At 39.7% G+C, this 19,954-nt stretch carries 11 protein-coding genes, 1 tRNA gene and 2 pseudogenes; 6 read left to right on the forward strand and 8 right to left on the reverse strand.

Translation table 11 applies throughout. The features are described 5' to 3' along the window. Positions 1–3 precede the first annotated feature (3 nt). Positions 4–6,651: an Ig-like domain-containing protein gene (locus tag E4O00_RS00180; protein WP_253677976.1), complete on the forward strand. Its 6,648-nt coding sequence runs from the start codon at positions 4–6 to the stop codon at positions 6,649–6,651. 255 nt (positions 6,652–6,906) lie between these two features. On the opposite strand, the gene E4O00_RS00185 is transcribed toward E4O00_RS00180, so the two are convergent. Continuing rightward, positions 6,907–7,809: an Rpn family recombination-promoting nuclease/putative transposase gene (locus E4O00_RS00185; protein ID WP_253677977.1), complete on the reverse strand. Its 903-nt coding sequence runs from the start codon at positions 7,807–7,809 to the stop codon at positions 6,907–6,909. Positions 7,810–7,917: 108 nt separating this feature from the next. Between E4O00_RS00185 and E4O00_RS00190 the strand changes: the two genes are divergently transcribed. Beyond that, positions 7,918–9,537, forward strand: a complete 1,620-nt coding sequence (locus E4O00_RS00190; protein ID WP_253677978.1) for a peptide ABC transporter substrate-binding protein — start codon at positions 7,918–7,920, stop codon at positions 9,535–9,537. 45 nt (positions 9,538–9,582) lie between these two features. Beyond that, positions 9,583–10,674, forward strand: coding sequence for a M23 family metallopeptidase (locus tag E4O00_RS00195; RefSeq protein WP_253677979.1), 1,092 nt, complete (start codon positions 9,583–9,585; stop codon positions 10,672–10,674). Positions 10,675–10,796: 122 nt separating this feature from the next. Here the strand turns inward: E4O00_RS00195 and E4O00_RS00200 are convergent, their stop codons facing one another. From E4O00_RS00200 to E4O00_RS00230, 7 genes and pseudogenes are all read right to left on the reverse strand, one after another. Further along, positions 10,797–11,069 carry a glutaredoxin domain-containing protein gene (locus tag E4O00_RS00200; RefSeq protein WP_253677980.1) on the reverse strand — a complete coding sequence of 91 codons (273 nt, stop codon included), beginning with the start codon at positions 11,067–11,069 and terminating at the stop codon, positions 10,797–10,799. 3 nt (positions 11,070–11,072) lie between these two features. Continuing rightward, on the reverse strand, positions 11,073–12,785 hold the full coding sequence (locus E4O00_RS00205) for a hypothetical protein (protein ID WP_253677981.1): 1,713 nt from the start codon (positions 12,783–12,785) through the stop codon (positions 11,073–11,075). Positions 12,786–12,838: 53 nt separating this feature from the next. Continuing rightward, positions 12,839–12,911, reverse strand: a tRNA-Ala gene (locus tag E4O00_RS00210). Positions 12,912–12,976: 65 nt separating this feature from the next. Further along, a pseudogene (hflX, locus tag E4O00_RS00215) lies at positions 12,977–14,150 on the reverse strand (GTPase HflX). Between the two features lie 17 nt (positions 14,151–14,167). Next, positions 14,168–14,422 (reverse strand): PIN domain-containing protein, encoded by a 255-nt coding sequence (locus tag E4O00_RS00220; protein ID WP_253677982.1) that lies wholly within the window; start codon positions 14,420–14,422, stop codon positions 14,168–14,170. Then, positions 14,391–14,702, reverse strand: coding sequence for a type II toxin-antitoxin system RelB/DinJ family antitoxin (locus E4O00_RS00225; protein ID WP_002673438.1), 312 nt, complete (start codon positions 14,700–14,702; stop codon positions 14,391–14,393). Before E4O00_RS00225 ends, E4O00_RS00220 begins: the two co-directional genes overlap by 32 nt. A 96-nt stretch (positions 14,703–14,798) precedes the next feature. Next, positions 14,799–15,257: a GNAT family N-acetyltransferase gene (locus E4O00_RS00230; protein ID WP_002691734.1), complete on the reverse strand. Its 459-nt coding sequence runs from the start codon at positions 15,255–15,257 to the stop codon at positions 14,799–14,801. A gap of 217 nt (positions 15,258–15,474) precedes the next feature. On the opposite strand from E4O00_RS00230, the gene E4O00_RS00235 reads away from it, so the two are divergent. From E4O00_RS00235 to E4O00_RS00245, 3 genes and pseudogenes are all read left to right on the forward strand, one after another. After that, positions 15,475–18,279, forward strand: a complete 2,805-nt coding sequence (locus E4O00_RS00235) for a type I restriction endonuclease subunit R (protein ID WP_253677984.1) — start codon at positions 15,475–15,477, stop codon at positions 18,277–18,279. Between the two features lie 2 nt (positions 18,280–18,281). Continuing rightward, the gene (locus E4O00_RS00240) at positions 18,282–19,724 is read left to right on the forward strand and encodes a type I restriction-modification system subunit M (protein ID WP_253677985.1); all 1,443 of its coding nucleotides are present in this window, start codon (positions 18,282–18,284) and stop codon (positions 19,722–19,724) included. Next, positions 19,721–19,873, forward strand: a pseudogene (locus E4O00_RS00245) (cell filamentation protein Fic); the annotation flags it as partial. The gene E4O00_RS00240 and the pseudogene E4O00_RS00245, both read left to right, overlap by 4 nt. Positions 19,874–19,954: the final 81 nt, after the last annotated feature.

Consider the following 19,954-nt stretch of genomic DNA (forward strand, 5'->3'; position numbering starts at 1 on the left):
AAATTGAAAAAAAATAAAAAATATTTAAGGTTATTATTATTAAGTTTATTTACTGTTGTTACATTATTGACATGTAAGCCTTCTTTGGGTGGTCAAGTAGATATATATAGTCCTGAAGGAGCAATTACTTATCCTGATACCGGCGAAACACCCATACGGGGAAGTTTTGTTATAAAGGGAACTGCAAAGGATGATGGTGAAGTAAAATCTATTTCTGTTTCTTTCAAAAATGTGGATACAGGATGGATCTCAAAATCTTATCCTGCTTCTATTCAGGGTACAGGAGACGGTTCTTTTGTCTGGGTGGCAGAAATAGATAATGAATTTAGGGGCAGATTTAGGGATAATCATCCTCTGGTTAAAGAATATCCTCTTCCTGATGGAACCTACACCGCCCTTGTAACTATTGTCGACAGCAATGATAGAAAAACAAAACTGAGCCGCGAATATACCATTGATAATACGCCTCCGGTATTTATTGTATCTCGTCCTTCTACAATTGCATCCGGTCAAGATACTTCCCCTGTTGCCGAACCCTACGGTGCAGTTTTTTTGGTTGTAGGACAGGCTGAGGACAAAAATAAAATAGAAGATCTTACCTTAAAGGTTGGAGATGAAAATTCCGGCGTGGAAATATCGAAAAAGTTTGTCGGAAAAAATATAAACGAACAGATGGCCGAGGCTGTAAAAGATGCCGACGATAACTATACCGATAAATTGTATTTACATAATCACCATAATACTCATAACAACTCATCCCCGAAAATAAAAGCCCATTTGTTTTTAACCGATAATGCACGCTCGTATAAGGGTAGTGCCCCGGAAGGAACGGGAAACACCTCAGAATGGTACTATCTGCGGGATAATAATATGCGCAGCGTATTGGCTAAAGGATATACTGCGGATATTATAAACGATTATTTTGCAGGAAAAAAAGGATCGGCTTTTTCGTTTAAAAAATCCGAAAGATTGTTGGCTTCTTTGTACGATGCAAATAATACGGAATCACAAAGTGTAAAGGCTATATTGGAAAATTCTCGTATTCTTATCGAAATCGGTCCCTTGGCAAGATATTCGGTTTTTACATTGAATCCCGATAAATCTCCGGGTTTTAAAGTTGCTAATGCTTCAAATCTTCCGATGGAGGTTTCCGCCTCTCTGCCGGAGCAAAATCTTCCGAAACCTTCTTCGGTTTTTTTTCAGGACGGTACTCCGCCGACTCTTATACTCGATCTTATAGGAAACAGAGATGAAACACCCTTGGTTGAAAATTATTCTGAAGCTGAGTCTTATAAAAAAAGCAAAATAGTAATTAACTTATACAAATGTAATGAGGAGGTTTCTTATACCGCTTCCGGTTCCGTAAAAAAATTGAATGTGCAGCCTGAGGTTTCACCCGCGTACTCTTTTAAATTTGAAGATCTACAGGCACAGGACTTAGCTGGGCAAGGCGGAAATCCGCCTGTAGTGGCATTGAACGGTTCCAATAAATTAACCGTATCATGGAACCTGCCTGCGGATTTTAAACAAGGGCATTATCTTGTTAAAGTTGAAGGTAAGGACACCGGCGATAATGATTTTCTTGCTTATAATAACAATAATTCGGCAGGCGGTGTATATGTTGTACATTTCAGATGGATAGGGGAGAACCTGCTCATAAATCCCGAAGAACCTTCGGGCTATGTAAACAAGGATTTTGTTGTGCGTGCCAATGTATTTAATCTTTCGGGCAATCCTAATGTGCGGTATAAAATCGATGCACAGGCAGGCGAAAGCGATACTCAGCTTAATCTTAAAAATCTCTCCGGAACCGAATATGAATCCGCTTCCATTCCCATCTCTTCCGTAAGCGAAGGTGTCCATGTTGTTCATTTTTGGGCAAATGACGATAAAAATCAGGAAGTAAGGGCAAAAAAAGAATTTATAAAGGATACAACGGCTCCCGTTCCCGTAATGACCTTTCCTCCGCCAACGGAAGACCAAATGGGTACTATCCGCATTATGGGAACTGTTTCCGATGACGGAGCGGGTGTAAATTCCGAATCTACCAAGTATATTATCGGTAAAAGAGATTCCCTGCCTGCTTACAATTCTTCGGATTGGAAGCCGATGGATAAATCGACCCCCGTTTCATGGGAGTTTACATATAACTTGGATAGTTTTGCCGATTCTCCCGATACATATGGAACGTTTATTTCCGGTTCCGTATATGGGATTCCTGTATATATTTTAACCGAGGATAAAATCGGTAATAAAAGCCACACGGAAAAAATAATCCGATTTGATAAAGACGGCTCAAAGCCCGTTATGACCATACAGTCTCCCCAGCAAAGTCAGGTTTTGGGAGGTTCCATTCAAATATTCGGAACCGGAACTGCACGCACAGGTGTTGTAGGAGAAGTATATATTCAATTTTCAAAAAACGGGACCTTTAACTCGCAGGATGACGGAACTTTTGGAGGTAAAGACTGGTATAATGGCGGAAACGGCCAAGCAATTCAGGGTACGGCGTCTGGAGGAAGTAATTGGCAGATAACTATTAATGAAAACGGGGAATTCAATAATCCTTCTACGGACCCGAACCATCAAAACTGGGATGTTTATTTTAGAGTACGGGCGAAAAATAAAGATACTAATGCATTAGGCTTATGGACAAGCCCCGTTAAAATTACTATCGACAAGGCGTATCCCACTGTCGGAAGCCCGGAACCTTTAAAAATCGTCAACACTGACGGTAGCACCCCTCAGAACTATGCACAGGATATGTGGATAACCGAAGGGAAAAAACTGACCGGTTCTTTATACGATGAGGCGGGAATCAAGGCCCTTAGCATCTCGTCGAGCGAATTATTCGGTTCTGTAACATATAATCTGCAAAGAGCCGTCAGTGAAGGCTGGATTGCCGAGGATACGGCACATGCTCCGAATCCTGCGACGGGAGCTAAAAACTATAAGCTGCAAATTCCTCTTACGATACAAGAATCGCTGAAAAGAAAAGGGAATTTGAGTATAAAGATTAAAATAGTTGAAAATACGCCGAAAGCACTGTATTCGGAGACAACTGTACGTATGCGTTTTGACGTTACAAAACCTGCAGTTGCAGGCGGTACTTGGATTGTAAAGAGTGCAAGTGCACTGTTTACGGGAGGAAATTTTACCGCAAATCTTACTCCGGCAAAAAAAGAACTGTACCGCGTATTGGTTGACGATAAGGTGTATGAGGTAGACTCCATCACCGGTACACGGGTTACTTTAAAAAATGCCGCATCCTTAATCGGTAATTTTAATTACGGTATCGTAGAGCGGCCTGAAATGGTGTATGACGACGGCTCGGATTATCAAATTACGGGTATTGCCGCCGATACGGTTACGGGAGTTCAAAGGGTTAAGGCAAGCCTTAAAGTTGCGGATACAGAGACCTCCGTCGAAATGACCCGTAATGATAATACAAATAAAATAACCCAAGAGCGCGGCGATATGGTGAGTTTTCAAGGTTCGCTTAATACGGCAACCGTTAAAAACGGTGAAGGAACCCTTACTATTACCGCTTATGATGAACGGAATAATGAAGTTTCCGAGACGATAACCAATGTAAAGGTAAAAAATAAGCCCGTTGAAATTAAAAAGCTTGTTTTTAGGACAGACTTATCGGATAACGGCAGCTACGATGGGGGCGAGGAATTTGAAATTGCGGATTTCGGAAGCCTTAATACAGAAAAGGATTTTAGTGGAGAAGCAGAAGTTTCTTCAAACTTTACTTTTAAAAATCCGACAAAATCGGAATTGGAAGTTACTCTTAAAGGCGGCTACGGTGCAAACGCACGGGTATCTTTGCATAAAGAAGGTAGTGATGAACAAGGTAATGGAAACGGTACAATCGGAGCTGAGATTGTATCTGCAAACGGTACTATATCAGCGTCCGGCGAGTATACCGTAATTCTTGATTTAAACGGTAAACTAGATATAGAAGACAATACGGCTAAAAAACTGTATCTTAAAGTAACGGACGGATCGGTTAGTGCGCCCTGGTATGCTCAAGCCGAAATAACCGTAGGCTTAGATGCCGTTGATGATGTTCCACCCAAGGGCTTTATCATGCCCTTCTTTTACAACAGTGATGAAAGCCGTATAACAAAGCCTGCGGATTTACCACTTGTGAGTGCAGTCTATGATGTTGAGAAAACGTCTGAAGGTGTTATAACAAAGGTAAAAGAGCCGCTCGGTCATATAGAATTGGCATCCGTAAGTGCTTTGGGAAATAATCATCCGAGCGTTTCGGGCAAGGTAAAGCTTCGCGGTATAGCCTATGATAATATCCGGCTTAAAGAGTTGAAATTAAGCGGTCCCGGTATCAATGCAACCGCAGCATTTACTTCGGGACAATGGTCGGGTAATTTAAAAGTTGTAAAAAACGGATTGAGCAATACCGGCCACTATGTAGAATGGGAGTATGAGTGGAATACGGGAGCACCCGCTTTAAATCAAACGGTAACGCTTACGGTAAAGGATGCCGCGGATCCGGATCTTACGAGCGGAGCAGGGGAAACCGACGGTAATGCAGGAACCGGTACACGTAACGGCGATCGCGGCATAACGCTTGATACCGGTCATACTGCGAAAAAACATCAGTTTATCCGTCTGTATGAGGGCGAAAAGTCCTATTTGGTGCAGGTTAATACCGTTTCCGCCGACGGAAAAAAGGTTACATGGAATGACACAAGCGTTCCGACAGGTATTACAACTTACCGCTTATATAACGAAACCTCCAACAAGACAACGTTGAGTGTGAATGTGGTGCCGTATATTACGGAGATAGAAACTCCGAAACGTATAAACAGCGGTTTAAATAAAAATACACTCCGCTCATCAGACGGTAAGTATTCGATCATAAAAGGCACTACGGCAGACTTTATAACGGTAAAGGGTTTTAACCTGTCAAGTCCGGTTGTGCGGCTTGTTAAAGAAAATGATTTAGCAAATGCAACTGAAACGGCCGGTGAAGGTCTTACCGCTACAGAAAGCGGATCCGGATTTACATTAAAAAACGATCTTTCAAAATCGGGTTATCTTGAAGTATTTGCAGGAACATCTAAGGTGCGTGCAATAAATAATATCAATAACAATGACAAGGTGTATAATAAGGAAGCCGACCTCTATGTTCTTAAAAATAAGACTTTAAACGATAATCGGTATCTGCGTGTTTTTGATATGAAAAAGACGGCTGTGAGAAACGGCTATTATCCCGAGATGATAATGGAGGGAGATGATCCGGTATTCGGTCTTATAAACCCGGCAGGATATCAATCTTCGTACGGAAAAACCTTAACTTTTTCTGGTCCCACATCTCAATATCAGCTTCAGCGGATTAAATTTGATTCCAGATCGGGAGATATAGTCGATAAAGGTACTGCTGAGACTAAAGTAGAATACATAGCGGGAGCTATTACAATTGATCAGGTTGCTATGGCAAAGGATGAAAGTAATAAGTATCATTATGTATCTGTCCATGATTATACCCGTGCAGGTATGATGTATGCTTATGACCGTTATGCAGAAACTGAAACATCAGCCAGTGGTAATAGAGGCGGATGGGTACCAGGTTCAGGTTATAGTAATTATAAGGGGAAATATGCAGGTGAGCCCGGTATTAATGCATTAGCACTTGACCCTCTTCATCATAAGAGTACGAGTATCCTCGAAAGATATGTATATCCAAAAATAATTGCAAAAGGACAGTCCGATACTTCTGACGGTGCAACTGTTTATATCGCGTATTATGATACTGTTGAAAATACCAATACTAAGAAAGGAATAAAATTCCGCTCCTTTAAAGTAGGTAACGCCCTTAACGGAGGAAGCCGAAATATGCACGGTACGATAAAATCGAATTTTGAAGGGTACAAAGTTACTGTTGAGACTAATACTAGTGGTGCACGTAGTTGGAAACAGTATGAAAATTCTGATAATGCCAATGGAAGGCAGAATGTTGCTGATGGCGGCTCCCGATTTTTTGATATGGGAATTACAAGTGATACCAATACTCAAAAAGATAAGCGTGTTGTGATTGTGTATTATGATGAGGATCAAGGGAAGCTTAAACTTAAATACTCTTCGGGTGCTGTTGACGGCTCAAATCCTCTTGATACCATAGTGTGGGTGGAATCATCCGTTTCTTTCCCCGAGTATGTGGGCCAATATGTTTCCATGGATATTGATTCAAACGGAGGTATCCATATTGCAGCCTTTGATTCAAGCAATGGAGATTTGATGTATTGTTATCTTCCCGGCTATGATTCTGCCGAATTAAAAACCGCATTAGTGGATGCCGCTTTCAGCGTAGGTCACTGGACACAAGTTAAGGTAAACAACAATAAACCCTATATTGCTTATTATAACAGTTCCGAAACCGGTCAGCGCAGTGCAATCAAACTTGCCGTTGCAAAAGACAATGTCGGTACGGTTAAAAACGGTGTTGATTCAGATGGTTTTGTTACGGGCCGCTGGGAATGTATGACGGTTCCTTCTCTTACTCCCGCACAGGGCGGTACTCCTAAGTTTAAAAAGGTAAATTTGGGCTTTGATACGGCGGGAAGGCCGGTATTAGGCTACCTCGGAGGTAATATCGAATTCGGAAGCTGGCTTGACGAATAATCGGTATTAACAGGCTTTTATCCCCTCGTCGAATTATCCGGCGGGGGGATTTTTTTTGTTTAACCGCAGGGCACGCTAAGGGCTCAAAGAAATTTGAGGTAGTCTTTGTAAGATATTCTTTAATTATCTTTATCGAAGTTGAGCGTTAGCTCAACGCTTTGTTCCCCTTGCGGTTAATTTTCGAGGTATTTGTTTAACCGCGAAGAGCGCGAAGGACGGAAAAGAGGTTTGGGGGGTAGTCTTTGTAATACGTTTTTATAAGGCCTCTATTTCTTCAATGGTTAGGCCGGTAGCCTTTGCAATGGCTTCTACGGCAAAGCCCATTTCGGTTAAGTTTTTGGCCGTTTCAAGAGCTTTTTGGTAAGAACCTTTTGTAAAACCTTGTTCGATACCTTGTTCAATTCCTCGTTCGATACCTTCGGCAAAGGCTGTTTCACGCTCTTCTGCCCGTTGTACGGCTATATCGGTTTCATAATCATATTCGGCTAGTAACATATTCAATACCTCCTTGGTCTTGCGTGTTAGATAGTTTCTCAAAATATTGTTTGCTATACACTCCTCAATGGCTTTTTGAAAACTGTTTTGAGGATCAGCTTTCTTCCATCTTCTTACTGTTTCTACAAAGACAGTATATTCATACATCATTTTGCAGTTTTCAAGTATCGGATGACCGTTTTGCTTATTTATATTTATTACCTTAACAGTCAATTCAAGAGATGATACCTCTGTCTTTTCTATAAAAGCATCAGAGAGTCTAAGAGTTTTATTTGAAGGATAGGTTTCTTCGCCATTGTAAAAGACATAGAACTCAGGTGTCGGAATATTTAATAGTTTACGGCTGTATTTTTCTTTTGATTCAAAGAGAGCTTCATAAAGGCGGCTGACATATTCAAGACAGCGTAAAGGCATATTCGGGTTTATTGTCGATTGATGTTCTGCAAGGACTATAATTTTATTATCTACGAGATAAGATACATCATTGTAAAATGACATATATAAAACCTGATCAAGCCTGATGTTTTTCAGCTGAGCTGTATCTTTCAGCTCCGTACCATGCAAAGCATTATATAGAGATAAGAAATTTTCTTTTGCCTTTTCATCTTCACTGAAAAGGTCGACGAAGACCGAATCCTTGTATTTTCTGTTAGCCGAACTCATGACCATACCTCCATCTTTTATATTATAACATAGATTAGAGAAATTTTAAAGGGTATGGACCGGTGGAAGAATAGTCTGAAATTTGTTATAGTACAAGCCGAGGTTTATATGAAAACTATAAAAATTCTTTTTATTGCAGCACTAGTGCTGCTTTTTTTTGCCTGCGGAGGCAATAAAAATATTGAGGGGCCTAAAACCGTTACGGCCTCATTGGGGGCAGAACCGAGTATTTTGGATGCTGCAAAGGCTTCGGATAGGTATTCTTTTATAGTGCTGGACTATATAAACGAGAATTTAACCGATATTTTGACCGAAGATAATGGGGAAAGAAAAATCCTTCCGGCCATTGCCGAGTCATGGACTCATAATGACGATTATACCGAATGGACCTTCAAATTGCGTGAAGCCTACTGGTCTGACGGCGTAAAGATAAGGGCTGAAGACTTTGTATACAGTATTCGCCGTATCATCAATGCCGAATCTGCCTCTCCCATGGCAATGTACTACGACTATATTAAAAATGCTCAAGCAATTTTGAAAGGAAAATTGGATTATTCCGAGATAGGTATCAAGGCCCTTGACGAAAGAACACTGCAAATTGTAACCGAAAATCCCATAAAAAATCTTCATGAATTTGCAGCAAAAATTCCGCCGCAAAGGGAAGATGTTATAAGCCAATTCGGCCTATCATACGGAAGTGATGCCGAAAAAATAATTTGCAGCGGAGCCTTTAAGGTCAAAAGCTGGGTACATAACAGCAAAATTGAACTTGTTAAAAACGAAAAATTTTGGAATGCCGAAAAGGTAAAAATAGATGCTCTTACATTTAAAATAATAAATGAAGAAAATGCTGCCCTTGGAGAACTTTTAAACGGCAGCATCGATATTGCGAATGCGTATTCCATCAGCTGGATAAACAAGCTAAAAAAAGAAAACCGCTTTGCCGAAATGAACGGAGTTGACAGCCGTGTTCAATATATCTTTATGAACCAAAAAGATAAGCTTTTTTCAAATAAAAAAATTCGTCAGGCTCTTTCTGCAAGCCTTGACCGCAAAGAAATTTGCACGGACTTGTTTGACGATATTTATAAACCAGCCTACGGCTTTGTTTCGATTGCAACCGAGCTTGAAGGTAAAAATTACCGAACCCTTGCAGGCGATCCGATTCAGGAGCTGATAAAAAAAGTTCCCGATCCTAAATCTCATTTTATTGAAGGTTTAAAAGAGCTCGGACTTGGGGATGACCCGTCAAAGATAACGATTTCGATAATGTTTCCTTCAAATGAAAGCTCCAAATTTGACGAATACTTGCAAAACAGGCTTTCAAATGTTTTGGGTGTAAATGTAGAGCTTGACAAAATCGAGGGAACTGTCTTTAAAAAGCGGAATAAGAGCTTGGATTATCAAGTCGGCTTTAAATCATGGGGCGGCGGCATTGATACGCCTGCCAGATATCTGGATCTTTTTTTACCGGGGAACAAAATTGTTCCTATCGGCTGGGAAAATAAGGAGTACACCGGCTTGGTGCAAAGAGCAAAAAAAAGCTCCGATTTTAACGAAAAACTTGAACTTTTTAAAAAAGCTGAAATGATTTTATTGGCTGAAGAATGCGGTATTTCTCCTTACGCAAACCAGACCTATAATATCTTTATGCAGCCGAAATTAAAAGGAGTTAAACAGTTTTATCCTGGAACTTACAACCTAAAGTATGCCTTCATATCGGATTGATTAATTTAGCCTAAAAAGCTATTTTTTTATGCCGATATAGGAGATATGGATATTATAACTTATGCTGATGTTCTGCATCATAACAATAGATTATATGATCGAAATAGATATAGAAAGGCGGTAAATGTAAACAAAGCCGCTATTTGGTCTAAATATGAACCTTTCATTGTTTTAGGCCCATTATTGATGATAACTTTCGGATTTATATTTTTTTATTTTCCGATTTTAAGGCTGAATTTGGGGCTTTCATCGATAAGGTCTATATCATTTTGGGAAGAACCTTCTGCGGTAAATGCAATGCGGCAATATACCATGTCTCCTTCAGAGGGCGTAAAAGGTGAGGCTCCTATCAATTCGGAGACGGTGGAAGGGGCTTCATCTTCTCTTGCTGATGTTCCTGATTTTATCGCAGCAGTTGATTTTGAAGATTATATGGTTTCAAAAGGGGATACCGTAAGCGGTATTATTCAAAAATTCGGCCTTAAAAATATGGGAACCTTGCTTTCCGTAAACGAGATAAGCAGTGCAAAAAAGTTGAGGATAGGGCAAAAGCTTCTTATACCTTCGATTGACGGGCTTATTTATACGGCCGTAAAAGGAGATTCCCTTGCTTCAATCGCCGGTAAATTTAATCTGCCTATCAATGCGATCTTGGATGCCAATGACCTTGAAAATCAAACGGTAAGTATAGGACAAAAACTTTTTATTCCAGGTGCTGCGATGAGCTCTTTTGAGCTTAAAAAGGCCTTGGGAGAGCTTTTTATTTATCCTATAATTGGAAGGCTTACTTCGCCTTTCGGTTATAGAAGAGATCCTTTTACCGGAAGAAAAAGTTTTCACACTGGGATAGATATTGCGGCACCCACAGGTACACCGATTAAATTGACCCTCGACGGTAAGGTTTCTTATACTGGATATTCTGCCGTTTACGGTAATTATGTAATTGTAACCCATTCAGGCGGCTATCAGTCAATGTACGGGCATATGCATACAATAAAGGTAAGGCGGGGGCAAGTTTTAAATCAGGGCGGTATCATCGGAACTGTAGGTAATACTGGAAGATCTACAGGGCCTCATGTTCATTTTTCCATATATAAAAACGGAAAGCTCATTAATCCTTTAACTGTGTTAAAGTAAGCAATTTTGCATAAAAAAAGCAGGATGTGTCCTCTCACATCCTGCTGGATTGTATCTAGGGTTCGCCTAAATACCAATCGGCCTAAAAATACCTGACTTAGGGCAAAAAGATTGCGTTAGAGCTAAGACCATTTTGATAGGTCTGCTCCTTCAATGTCGAATACAAACTCTTCACCGTCTCCAATCATCAAGCATGGGATGCCGATTTTCCCCTCCTTTTTGAACTGAGCAAATTCAGCTCTTTCATCCCGATATTTTAACAAAAACTTTAAATAACCTAAGTCTTCAGTAATGTCAAAATAACGGAAGTTTACTCCTTTTCTTTCTAAATATTCCTTTGCAGGCCCGCAATCGGGGCATAATTTACTGGCAAATAAAAATAATTGTTTTTTCATAGTCTAATACCCATCCGACATCTGCCGGTTTATATCTCTTTGGCAAAGCTCTTGATATACTAAGGCTCTGTCTTTAAGTTTTGCCTTAATTGAATCGGAAAAAGGCATGTATCTCCAAAATACTTCCCTGACTTCCTTATCCAATTTTTGGATGCCTTCACTTTCTTTGATCATCCAAGTTATATAATCCTGTATAAAATATTCTTTTATGTCGCCTTTTAGTTTTTGGTTTTGGAACCATTGGTAATAGTTACCAGTTAATCCTTCCTCCATCCAATAGTAAGAAGCTTTTTCCTTAGCAACCTGCCAGCGTAAGTCGGCTGTGGCCATTAGGAGCGACACCCTTAAGCTTTTTGGGTACATGGGAATTACGATTCTTCCTCGGCTTGTTACGCGGTTGTATCTGTCAAATGGCTCCCAACAAAAGCCTATATCTCCATAAGTCGGAACTAAAATAACAAAGGGAGGTATACGGTTTAGCTGATTTTTATATTGACGGCAGTAAGCCTGAACATCTATGTCTTCAAGCCACTTCATTTCGCGTAGAATGTTTTCGCGTGTGCCCAACTCTTTTGATGAGCTTCTAAAATACTCTCTTGATAGAATAGGAAAATGATTTCCCTTCCTTCCGCAAGTCATTTTTGCCATCTGTTTTACGGTATCGAATTCGCCCTCGGCTCCCGACATATTTGCCGTAACTCCGCCTGAAGCATCTGCCTTTTCTCTCAGACTGCGTACATCTGCATCAGCCTCTTTATAGTCTGAAATGCAGTTTTGCAGTTCTTTATCAAAATTGAGGAGTTTTTTTAATCTGTCGTTTATTTGCAAGATTTGCTGTTTTTGTGATTCGGTATAAGGAGATTTGACATTTGAAAAATTAGCCAGCATATCATGGGAGAACATATTATCGATTTGCTGTCTTATAGAGTCTTCAAATCTGCTGATTTCTTCTGATTTTGCTCTTAATAAATTATCTGCTGTTTGAAGTTTTCCTTTTGCTTTTTCTAAAAGCTGATTAAATCGTGAATTATCGTCTTTTTTTGTAACTCTGACTTCATCCGTAGCAGAAGGATTGATTTTTCCTGCCCCTATTTCTCTAAACCACTCATCCAAATAATAGACGGCCTCGCAATATGTGTTTTCGTCTATTATTTTTGCAAACATATCTTTTTGTGCGGTAGTTAAAAGAGTAGGTAGAACAAGGCCGTATCTGATTGCATATTGCTTTTCTTTTGATGATTTTCCGGATGCAATTTTCATGACCATATCGGCAACAAGGTTCCAATATGAAGACTCAACCTGCTGCCTGAATACGCTTCTATCTTTTGGATCTGTAGCCGTTAAAAATTTGGTTAAAGATGCATGAAGACGTTGGGCATTTTCTCCTTCTCCCTTTAAAACTATCTTGTAAAATTCTGCTGTGTCAAATAATGTGTGTGCTGTATCTGCGAAAAATTTTTCAACTTTTTCAAAATGTGTTAGTGTAAGATCCGGTTCGCTGGGATCGCGTTTTGCTTCTCCTCTGGCTTCAGGAGCTATCGAAAGCATAGTCTCCCTGCTTAAGCCTCCGGCTTTTATGTTTGGAAAAGGATTTGGTTGATTTATGTCGAAATCGAAATTAGCATGGGGCGGCGGTGCTTGTGCCGTGCTGCCTCCGGAAGGCATTACTACATCTTTGAGAAGCTCATCAAGATCTATTTCAGTTGTCGAATCCACCGATTAGCCGCCTTATCAAATCAATATGTCAGAAATGTACCAACTTTTAATATTGGAGATAAGGGGAATTGAACCCCTGACCTCTTGCATGCCATGCAAGCGCTCTACCAATTGAGCTATATCCCCATAAATATGAACTGATTATATCAGTAACATAATACTGTGTCAAGTGTATTTTACGCATTATCTTGTTATTTATTAAAAATAATTATCTCGGTCATTTTTTCCTTTAATATTTCAATCCCCCTGCCTGTTTTAACCGAAATTTCTACGGCCTGGGGATGGCGTTCCTTTAATTTCAAGACCTCGCCTTCATCAAAAATTTCATCTATTTTGTTTATCGCAATTATGGCCGGTTTATTAGTTGAGCCAAGCTCATCTAAAACTTGTTTTGTTACTTCAAGGCATTCGGCCATTGCGGGATGGGATGCATCGCAGACTATTATCAAAAAATCTGCAAGGGCCGCTTCTTCAAGAGTTGAGCGGAAGGCATCAATCAGTTGATGGGGAAGATTGCTTACAAAGCCTACGGTATCTGTCAACAAAACTTGAATATTTTTTTCATCCGTTTGTAAAAAAACTTTTCTGGTTTCGGCATCAAGGGTTGCAAAAAGCTTATCTTCGGTAAAAATTTCGGTTCCCGAAAGTTTTTTTTAAAAGGGAGGATTTTCCGGCGTTTGTGTAGCCTACAATCGCCCCTATTTTTTTATCCCCCTGTAAACGGGTTTTTCTTTGCTCTTTTCTTTGAAGCCTGACTCTTTCGACCTCTTTTTTGAGTTTTGCAATTTCGGTTTTTAGCCGTCTTTTGTCAAGTTCAAGCTTTTTTTCGCCCGCACCTCTGGAAGCTCCCCTTGTTCCCTTTGCTCCGCCCCTTTGCTGGGCTAAGCTGGTCCATCTTCTGGTAAGGCGCGGCATAGAGTACTCCAAGCGGGCAAGATCCGCCTGCAATACCGCTTCCCGCGTTTGAGCTCTGTCTGCAAATATTTGAATGATAACTTCGGAGCGGTCTATAACGCAGGTATTTAAAGCGGCTTCAAGGTTCCGCTGAATGCGGGGGCTTATAGCACTGTTAAAGACAACAAGATCGGCACCTTCATCTTCGATAGCTTGAGCAATTTTTTCAAGCTGCCCCGAACCTACAAGGCTTGCAGGATTTTCTCTTGCGACTCTAAAGCGGAGAGAAGATAGGGGCTTTAAAAAGATGGTCTTAACAAGGCTTTCGAGTTCTTTTTCTTCTATTTCTTTTAGAGCTTCTGCACTCTTTTCCTGTAAATATGAGCGGCTTATATTGTTTTTTGCCGGACTTGATAAGATATCCGTAAAAATAAGCAAGGCCTTTTTTGTTTCGTTATCGGTTATGTACACGCCGTGAAGCTCCTTTTTTATAAATTTAGCCGTTCAACTATATCTAAAATTTGACGCGGTGTTAGAACAAAGGTTTTGGCAGGGAAGTGCTTGGTATTACCTGTGATCAAATAAGTCTCAACATAAATTGGGATGATTTTGCCTGCATACATATAGTTAATCACAAAACGAGGAATAGAATTTTCTTTTAAAAATGCAGAAACAAGAACATTTGTATCAATTACGGCGTACAGCGGCACTCTATTTTCCTTTTCGTGCTGCATCGATTTCATTATTAATTTCCTCAATGCTCATTTCGGAAACGCCATAAATTGCTGCACTTTTAGACATAGATTGCATTGCTGAAAGAATGTCCGGAGGGATTTCTTTTTTTATTAAAGTTTGTTTGGTATTTTCCAGTTTCATATTAAAAGGAATCCCATTTTCAGCAACACTACGCTTAAAAAATATACGTACAGCTGTGGATAAGTCTAATCCTAACTGCTCATAAACAGCAGTCACATCATCTTTCAGTTTCTCATCAACCCTAATTTGAACTAATGTACTTGCCATACTTACCCCCTAATAATATTATAATATAAAATAATTTTTTTGCAAGTACAATGTAATGATAAAATACTAAAATTATCCGATAATACTTTTGATGTTTTATAATTTTTGGATCATTACCAAGCAAGGATTCCATTCATCCCAGAGTGTGGGAAAAACTTCTAATTTTTTAAATCCTTGTTTTTTATAAAAGGCTATTGTTTGGTCATATTCTTTATAATGTCCTTCATCTACCGTTTTTACCTGTATATAATCATATTTAGTTGAAGCAAATTTTTTCAGCTCATTAAATAATAATGTGCCGATTCCCTTATTGTGATATATTTTTTTTACTCCCATGCAATGCACATCAGCACAATCTGGGCTTGATTCGGTTAATGTTATAAACCCGATAATTTTATCATTTTCCTTTGCTGCCCATAAATCCAATTCTTTTGAATCATTGATATACTCTTTTGTGCTTTCAGGCAAGCCGAACCATTCCGGTAAATCCGTCAAAACTTCTTCGACAATTTTTGCTTTTTCGTCTTTGTTTTCTATTTTTATAATGTTTATTATAAACAACTCCTATTTTTTTACCAGTATATTACTTAAAGTGCAGTTTATGCAATAGGTGGTAAAAAAGTAACAAACTTTTGAAATATCCCCAAAACTAAAATACGCTACGGCCATTCAGCGGTTGCCTTTTAAGCATTATAAGGTACTATTAAAATAACTAAAATAGTGTTATAATTGTTCCTATAGTTTTGGGATATGAGCACATTAGGATATATTTATGACGGAATACAAGAACAATCATAATTTCAGATATGACAGCCTATTGCCTGAGCAAAAAGCGCGTGTTTATATAGATGCATATCTTGAAGATGCCGGCTGGACGGTAGTCAACCGGGATGAGTTTGTTCCCGAAGCGATAAATGCGCAAGCCGTCCGTGAAAATATCTTAAAAGGCAATAAAGAAGCCGATTACATTCTTTATCTTGACGGAAAGGCTATAGGGGTTCTTGAAGCAAAAAGAAAAGAGAATAATTTAGGTCTTGAAGTTGCAGAACAAGCGCAAAATTACGGAAATATTCTGCCCGATTGGATACGGGCATGGAAAACTCCGCTTCCGTTTATTTTTCTTTCAAACGGCGAGACCTTGCTCTTTAAGGATATGCACGACGAAAAACCGAGTTATAAAGTTCTAAAAAAAATGCTAACCCCGAAAGATATTGTTAATTTGGCCGGCGACGACATTGATTCGGAATATGCAAAACTTCCTTCCGTCCCGTCTGTAGGGTCAAAAGGTTTAAGAGAATGTCAATTTGAAGCAATTACGAAGCTGGAACTTTCATTTAAGCAGGGATTCAAAAAGGCTCTTATCGTTTTAGCTACGGGTGCCGGAAAAACATTTACTGCTTGTACCGCAGCATATCGTCTTTTGAATTATACATCCGCAAAGCGGGTCCTTTTCCTTGTAGACCGTAACAATCTTGGGAAGCAAGCCGAAGGCGAGTTCGGCACCTATAAACTTACGGAAACAGGTAATCCTTTTTCAGATGAATACATTGTTCATCGTCTTAAAAGTGTTGAAAAAATAGGAAACGCAAGTGTCGTCATTTCAACGATCCAACGGCTTTTTGCAGTACTCACGGGGCAAGAAATAAACGATGCCGACGATGACGAAGAAACGGATAATGATGAAAACGCACCGGGAAAACGAATTCAGTTTACCGGAAACATACTTTTACCGCCGGATTTCTTTGACGTAATTATAATTGATGAATGTCATCGTTCGATTTACGGAGATTGGCGGCAGGTTCTTACCTATTTTAATAATGCAAAAATCATCGGACTGACGGCAACTCCGACACCGGAAGCTGAAGCGTTTTTTAATAAAAACCGAGTAGTAAATTACACTTTGGAAAAATCTATTGCCGACGGTGTTAATATTCCTCCGCGTGTGTATAGAATTAAAACCGAAATCTCGGAAAGCGGCGGCACCATTAAAGACGGTGAAAAAATCAAAAAAGTTTCCAACTGGAGCGGTAAAAGAAAAACGCAAAAGCAGCATGAAGACCACCAATTCACCAAAACGGACATAGACAGAAGTGTCGTGATTCCAGCACAAATCGAAACGGTTGTTCAAGCATATAAAGATTCCATCTATGAGTCTCTGTACCCGGACAGAAAAAAAGATTGGACAATGATTCCAAAAACGCTTTTCTTTGCAAAAACAGAAAACCATGCAGAAGACATATTGAAAGCAATCAAAAAGGTTTTCAAAAACGAATTTCCTAACGGAGAAATACCCGAACATTATGCCCAGTTGATTACGTGTAAATCCGGAAATTCAAATCAACTGATCAGCGATTTTAGAAATAACAAAGATTTTCGGATTGCAATTACCGTTACCCTTGTTGCAACAGGCACCGATATCAGACCTTTGGAAATTCTTGTTTTTATGCGCGATATACATTCCGAAGTTCTCTACACTCAGATGAAAGGACGCGGATGCAGAACATTTGCCGACGATAAACTAAGAAACGTAACCTCAAATGCGATCTCAAAAGATTTTTACTATCTTGTGGATGCTGTAGGCGTAACGGAGCATGAAAAATCAATGCCGGCTCCGGGCGGAAACGGCGATGTAAAAAAAGTCTTGCCGCTCAAGGACCTTCTTGAACATCTTGCACACGGAGAATTATCCGATAATAATTTGGAACTTTTAGCAGACTATCTTTCACGCGTAAATAAAAAAGCCGAATCGGAAGATATTATCGAACTTAATGACTTACTCGGTACTATTACCGTAAAACAATTGGCTGTAAATATTTTTGAATCAATCGCACCCGAGTCTTGCAGTTTACCCCCCTACAGAGATATTAACGAGCCGAACACAGAAAGAAAGATTTTGATTTCCCCGCTCATAAACAACGTAAAAGCCCGCAAAAAACTTTTGGAAATCAATGCCGGATTTATTAAAATTGCCCTTGAAAAACAGGATACGTTAATTTATGCAGGATTTTCAAAAGAGCAGGCAAAAGAATATATTGCGACATTTGAAACCTATCTTGATGACAATAAAGATGAAATTGAAGCGTTACGGATTCTTTATAATCAGGAAAAAATCGCCATCACGTATACAATGCTTAAAGATTTGGAAAAGAAGCTGATTGCGTATAATAACCAGTTCAAGCCGGAATTCTTATGGACGTGCTATCAAACGCTGGATGGAGAAAGCGGAAAAGTAAAGCCCTTAAACAGAGAAACGGAACTGGGCGTTTTTACCAATCTTATTCAACTGGTAAGATACGGATATAAGTTGGATGATGAACTTGTGTCCCTTAAAAGGCGATTCGGCAGCTATTTCAACCTTTATTGCGGACAGGCTTGGCGTAAATTCACGCCGGAACAAATTGAAATCGTGCGGCAGATTGCAGAATATATCGTTCAAAACGGCTGTATCACGAACATTGAATTAAACAATGCAAAGCATGATTTGTTTGTAAAAGCCGTTCCAATCTTCGGAGCCGACAAACTAAATGCGGAAATGCAGACAATTTCAAAATACTTATTCTACGGAAAGGCAGCATAAAAATGGCAAAAAAAGAAGCAACACAAACAAAACCGGAACAGGCTCTTACGAAAAAAGTTTGGAACATGGCAGACGTTCTTGCGGCAGCCGGTATCGGATTTACTGATTATATTATTCAGCTGACATATCTCTTATTTCTAAAAATGGATTTTGAAAAAGAATCATACGGTTTAGGCAGTGCACTTCCTGACGGAAGTAAGTGGAAAGATATCGTTCAACTGGATGGGCCAGATCAGCTTGCAAAATATGAAAAGATTCTGGAAGTTTTACAGGCAGCAGACGGACTTATCGGCGCAATTTTTACGGAAGCGCAAAATAAAATTGCAAAACCGGCACTTCTTAAAAAACTGATCGGAATGATTGATGAAGAAAACTGGTTCAGTATGGACGGAGATCTAAAAGGCGCAATTTACGAAAGTATTCTTGAAAAAAACGGGCAGGATAAAAAATCCGGAGCAGGGCAGTACTTTACGCCGCGCCCCTTGATTAATGCTATGGTTGATGTTGTTCAGCCGAAAATTACGGAGACCGTTGCCGACCCGGCATGCGGAACCGGAGGATTCTTGCTCGCTGCCTATGACTATATGCGCAAACAAAGCGACGAACAGAGTAAAGTGGATTTCTTACAAACTAAGGCTCTTAGGGGAAATGACATTACGCCTCTTGTCGTAACGTTGGCTTCTATGAACCTTTATCTTCACGACATTGGAGCGGACACCACACCGATTAAATGTGAAGATAGTTTGGAACATGAACCCGAATATCTTGTAGATGTAATTCTTGCAAATCCGCCTTTCGGTGCTCGGCCTGCAGGAAGCGTCGATATTTCGACAATGCGTTCCGATTTGATTGTAACAACAAGCAACAACCAGTTAAATTTTTTACAGCACATGATGGTCATGTTAAAGGACGGCGGAAGAGCCGGAATCGTTCTTCCCGATAATGTGCTTTTTGCAGACGGTGCCGGAGAAATTCTCCGCAAAAAACTGCTAAAAGATTTTAATCTTCATACGATTCTTCGTTTGCCGACCGGTATTTTCTACGCAAACGGCGTAAAAGCAAATGTACTGTTCTTTGAAAAAGGTAGCCCGACACAAGAGACATGGTATTACGATTACCGGACAGGGATTAAACACACACTTGCAACGAAACCGCTTAAAAGTTCCGACCTTGAAGACTTTGTAAACTGCTACTGTGCAGGACATTTTGAAGACCGCAAAGAAACGTGGTCGCCCGAAAATCCGAACGGCAGATGGCGTAAATATCACGTCAATGAATTGCTTGCGCGGGATAAAACAGGTCTGGATATTTCTTGGATAAAAGATGGTTCCGATACAGTAGACTGTTCCCTTGCCGAGCTTATGCAAACTATTCAAGTCAAAAGTGCAAATATTGCCGCTGCCGTTACTGAACTTTCAAAACTGATTGAAGGAATTGAAGAATGATAAATCGGAACGAAGAACAAAACTTTAATAAACTCTCAGAAGTTATAACGGAATACAACAAGCTGCAAATTTCTCAGCAGCTTGATTATGATAAATTCTATTTATATTCGATTATCACACATTCAACCGCAATAGAAGGTTCTACCATATACGGAATTTGAGTGAGCAGATAGAAGAATATAAAACTTCGCTTGAAATGAGCGGCAGCTGATAATGGCTGTTACAGGGAG

It is taken from the genome of Treponema sp. OMZ 788 (assembly GCF_024181245.1).
Taxonomy (GTDB): Bacteria; Spirochaetota; Spirochaetia; order Treponematales; family Treponemataceae; genus Treponema_B.

Bases quoted from the DNA above. Each gene is read 5' to 3' on its own strand.
- E4O00_RS00200 (WP_253677980.1), bottom strand. From the start codon at position 11,069: ATGAAAAAACAATTATTTTTATTTGCCAGTAAATTATGCCCCGATTGC.
- E4O00_RS00190 (WP_253677978.1), top strand. From the start codon at position 7,918: ATGAAAACTATAAAAATTCTTTTTATTGCAGCACTAGTGCTGCTTTTT.
- E4O00_RS00240 (WP_253677985.1), top strand. From the start codon at position 18,282: ATGGCAAAAAAAGAAGCAACACAAACAAAACCGGAACAGGCTCTTACG.
- E4O00_RS00185 (WP_253677977.1), bottom strand. From the start codon at position 7,809: ATGAGTTCGGCTAACAGAAAATACAAGGATTCGGTCTTCGTCGACCTT.
- E4O00_RS00195 (WP_253677979.1), top strand. From the start codon at position 9,583: ATGGATATTATAACTTATGCTGATGTTCTGCATCATAACAATAGATTA.
- E4O00_RS00220 (WP_253677982.1), bottom strand. From the start codon at position 14,422: ATGAAATCGATGCAGCACGAAAAGGAAAATAGAGTGCCGCTGTACGCC.
- E4O00_RS00225 (WP_002673438.1), bottom strand. From the start codon at position 14,702: ATGGCAAGTACATTAGTTCAAATTAGGGTTGATGAGAAACTGAAAGAT.
- E4O00_RS00235 (WP_253677984.1), top strand. From the start codon at position 15,475: ATGACGGAATACAAGAACAATCATAATTTCAGATATGACAGCCTATTG.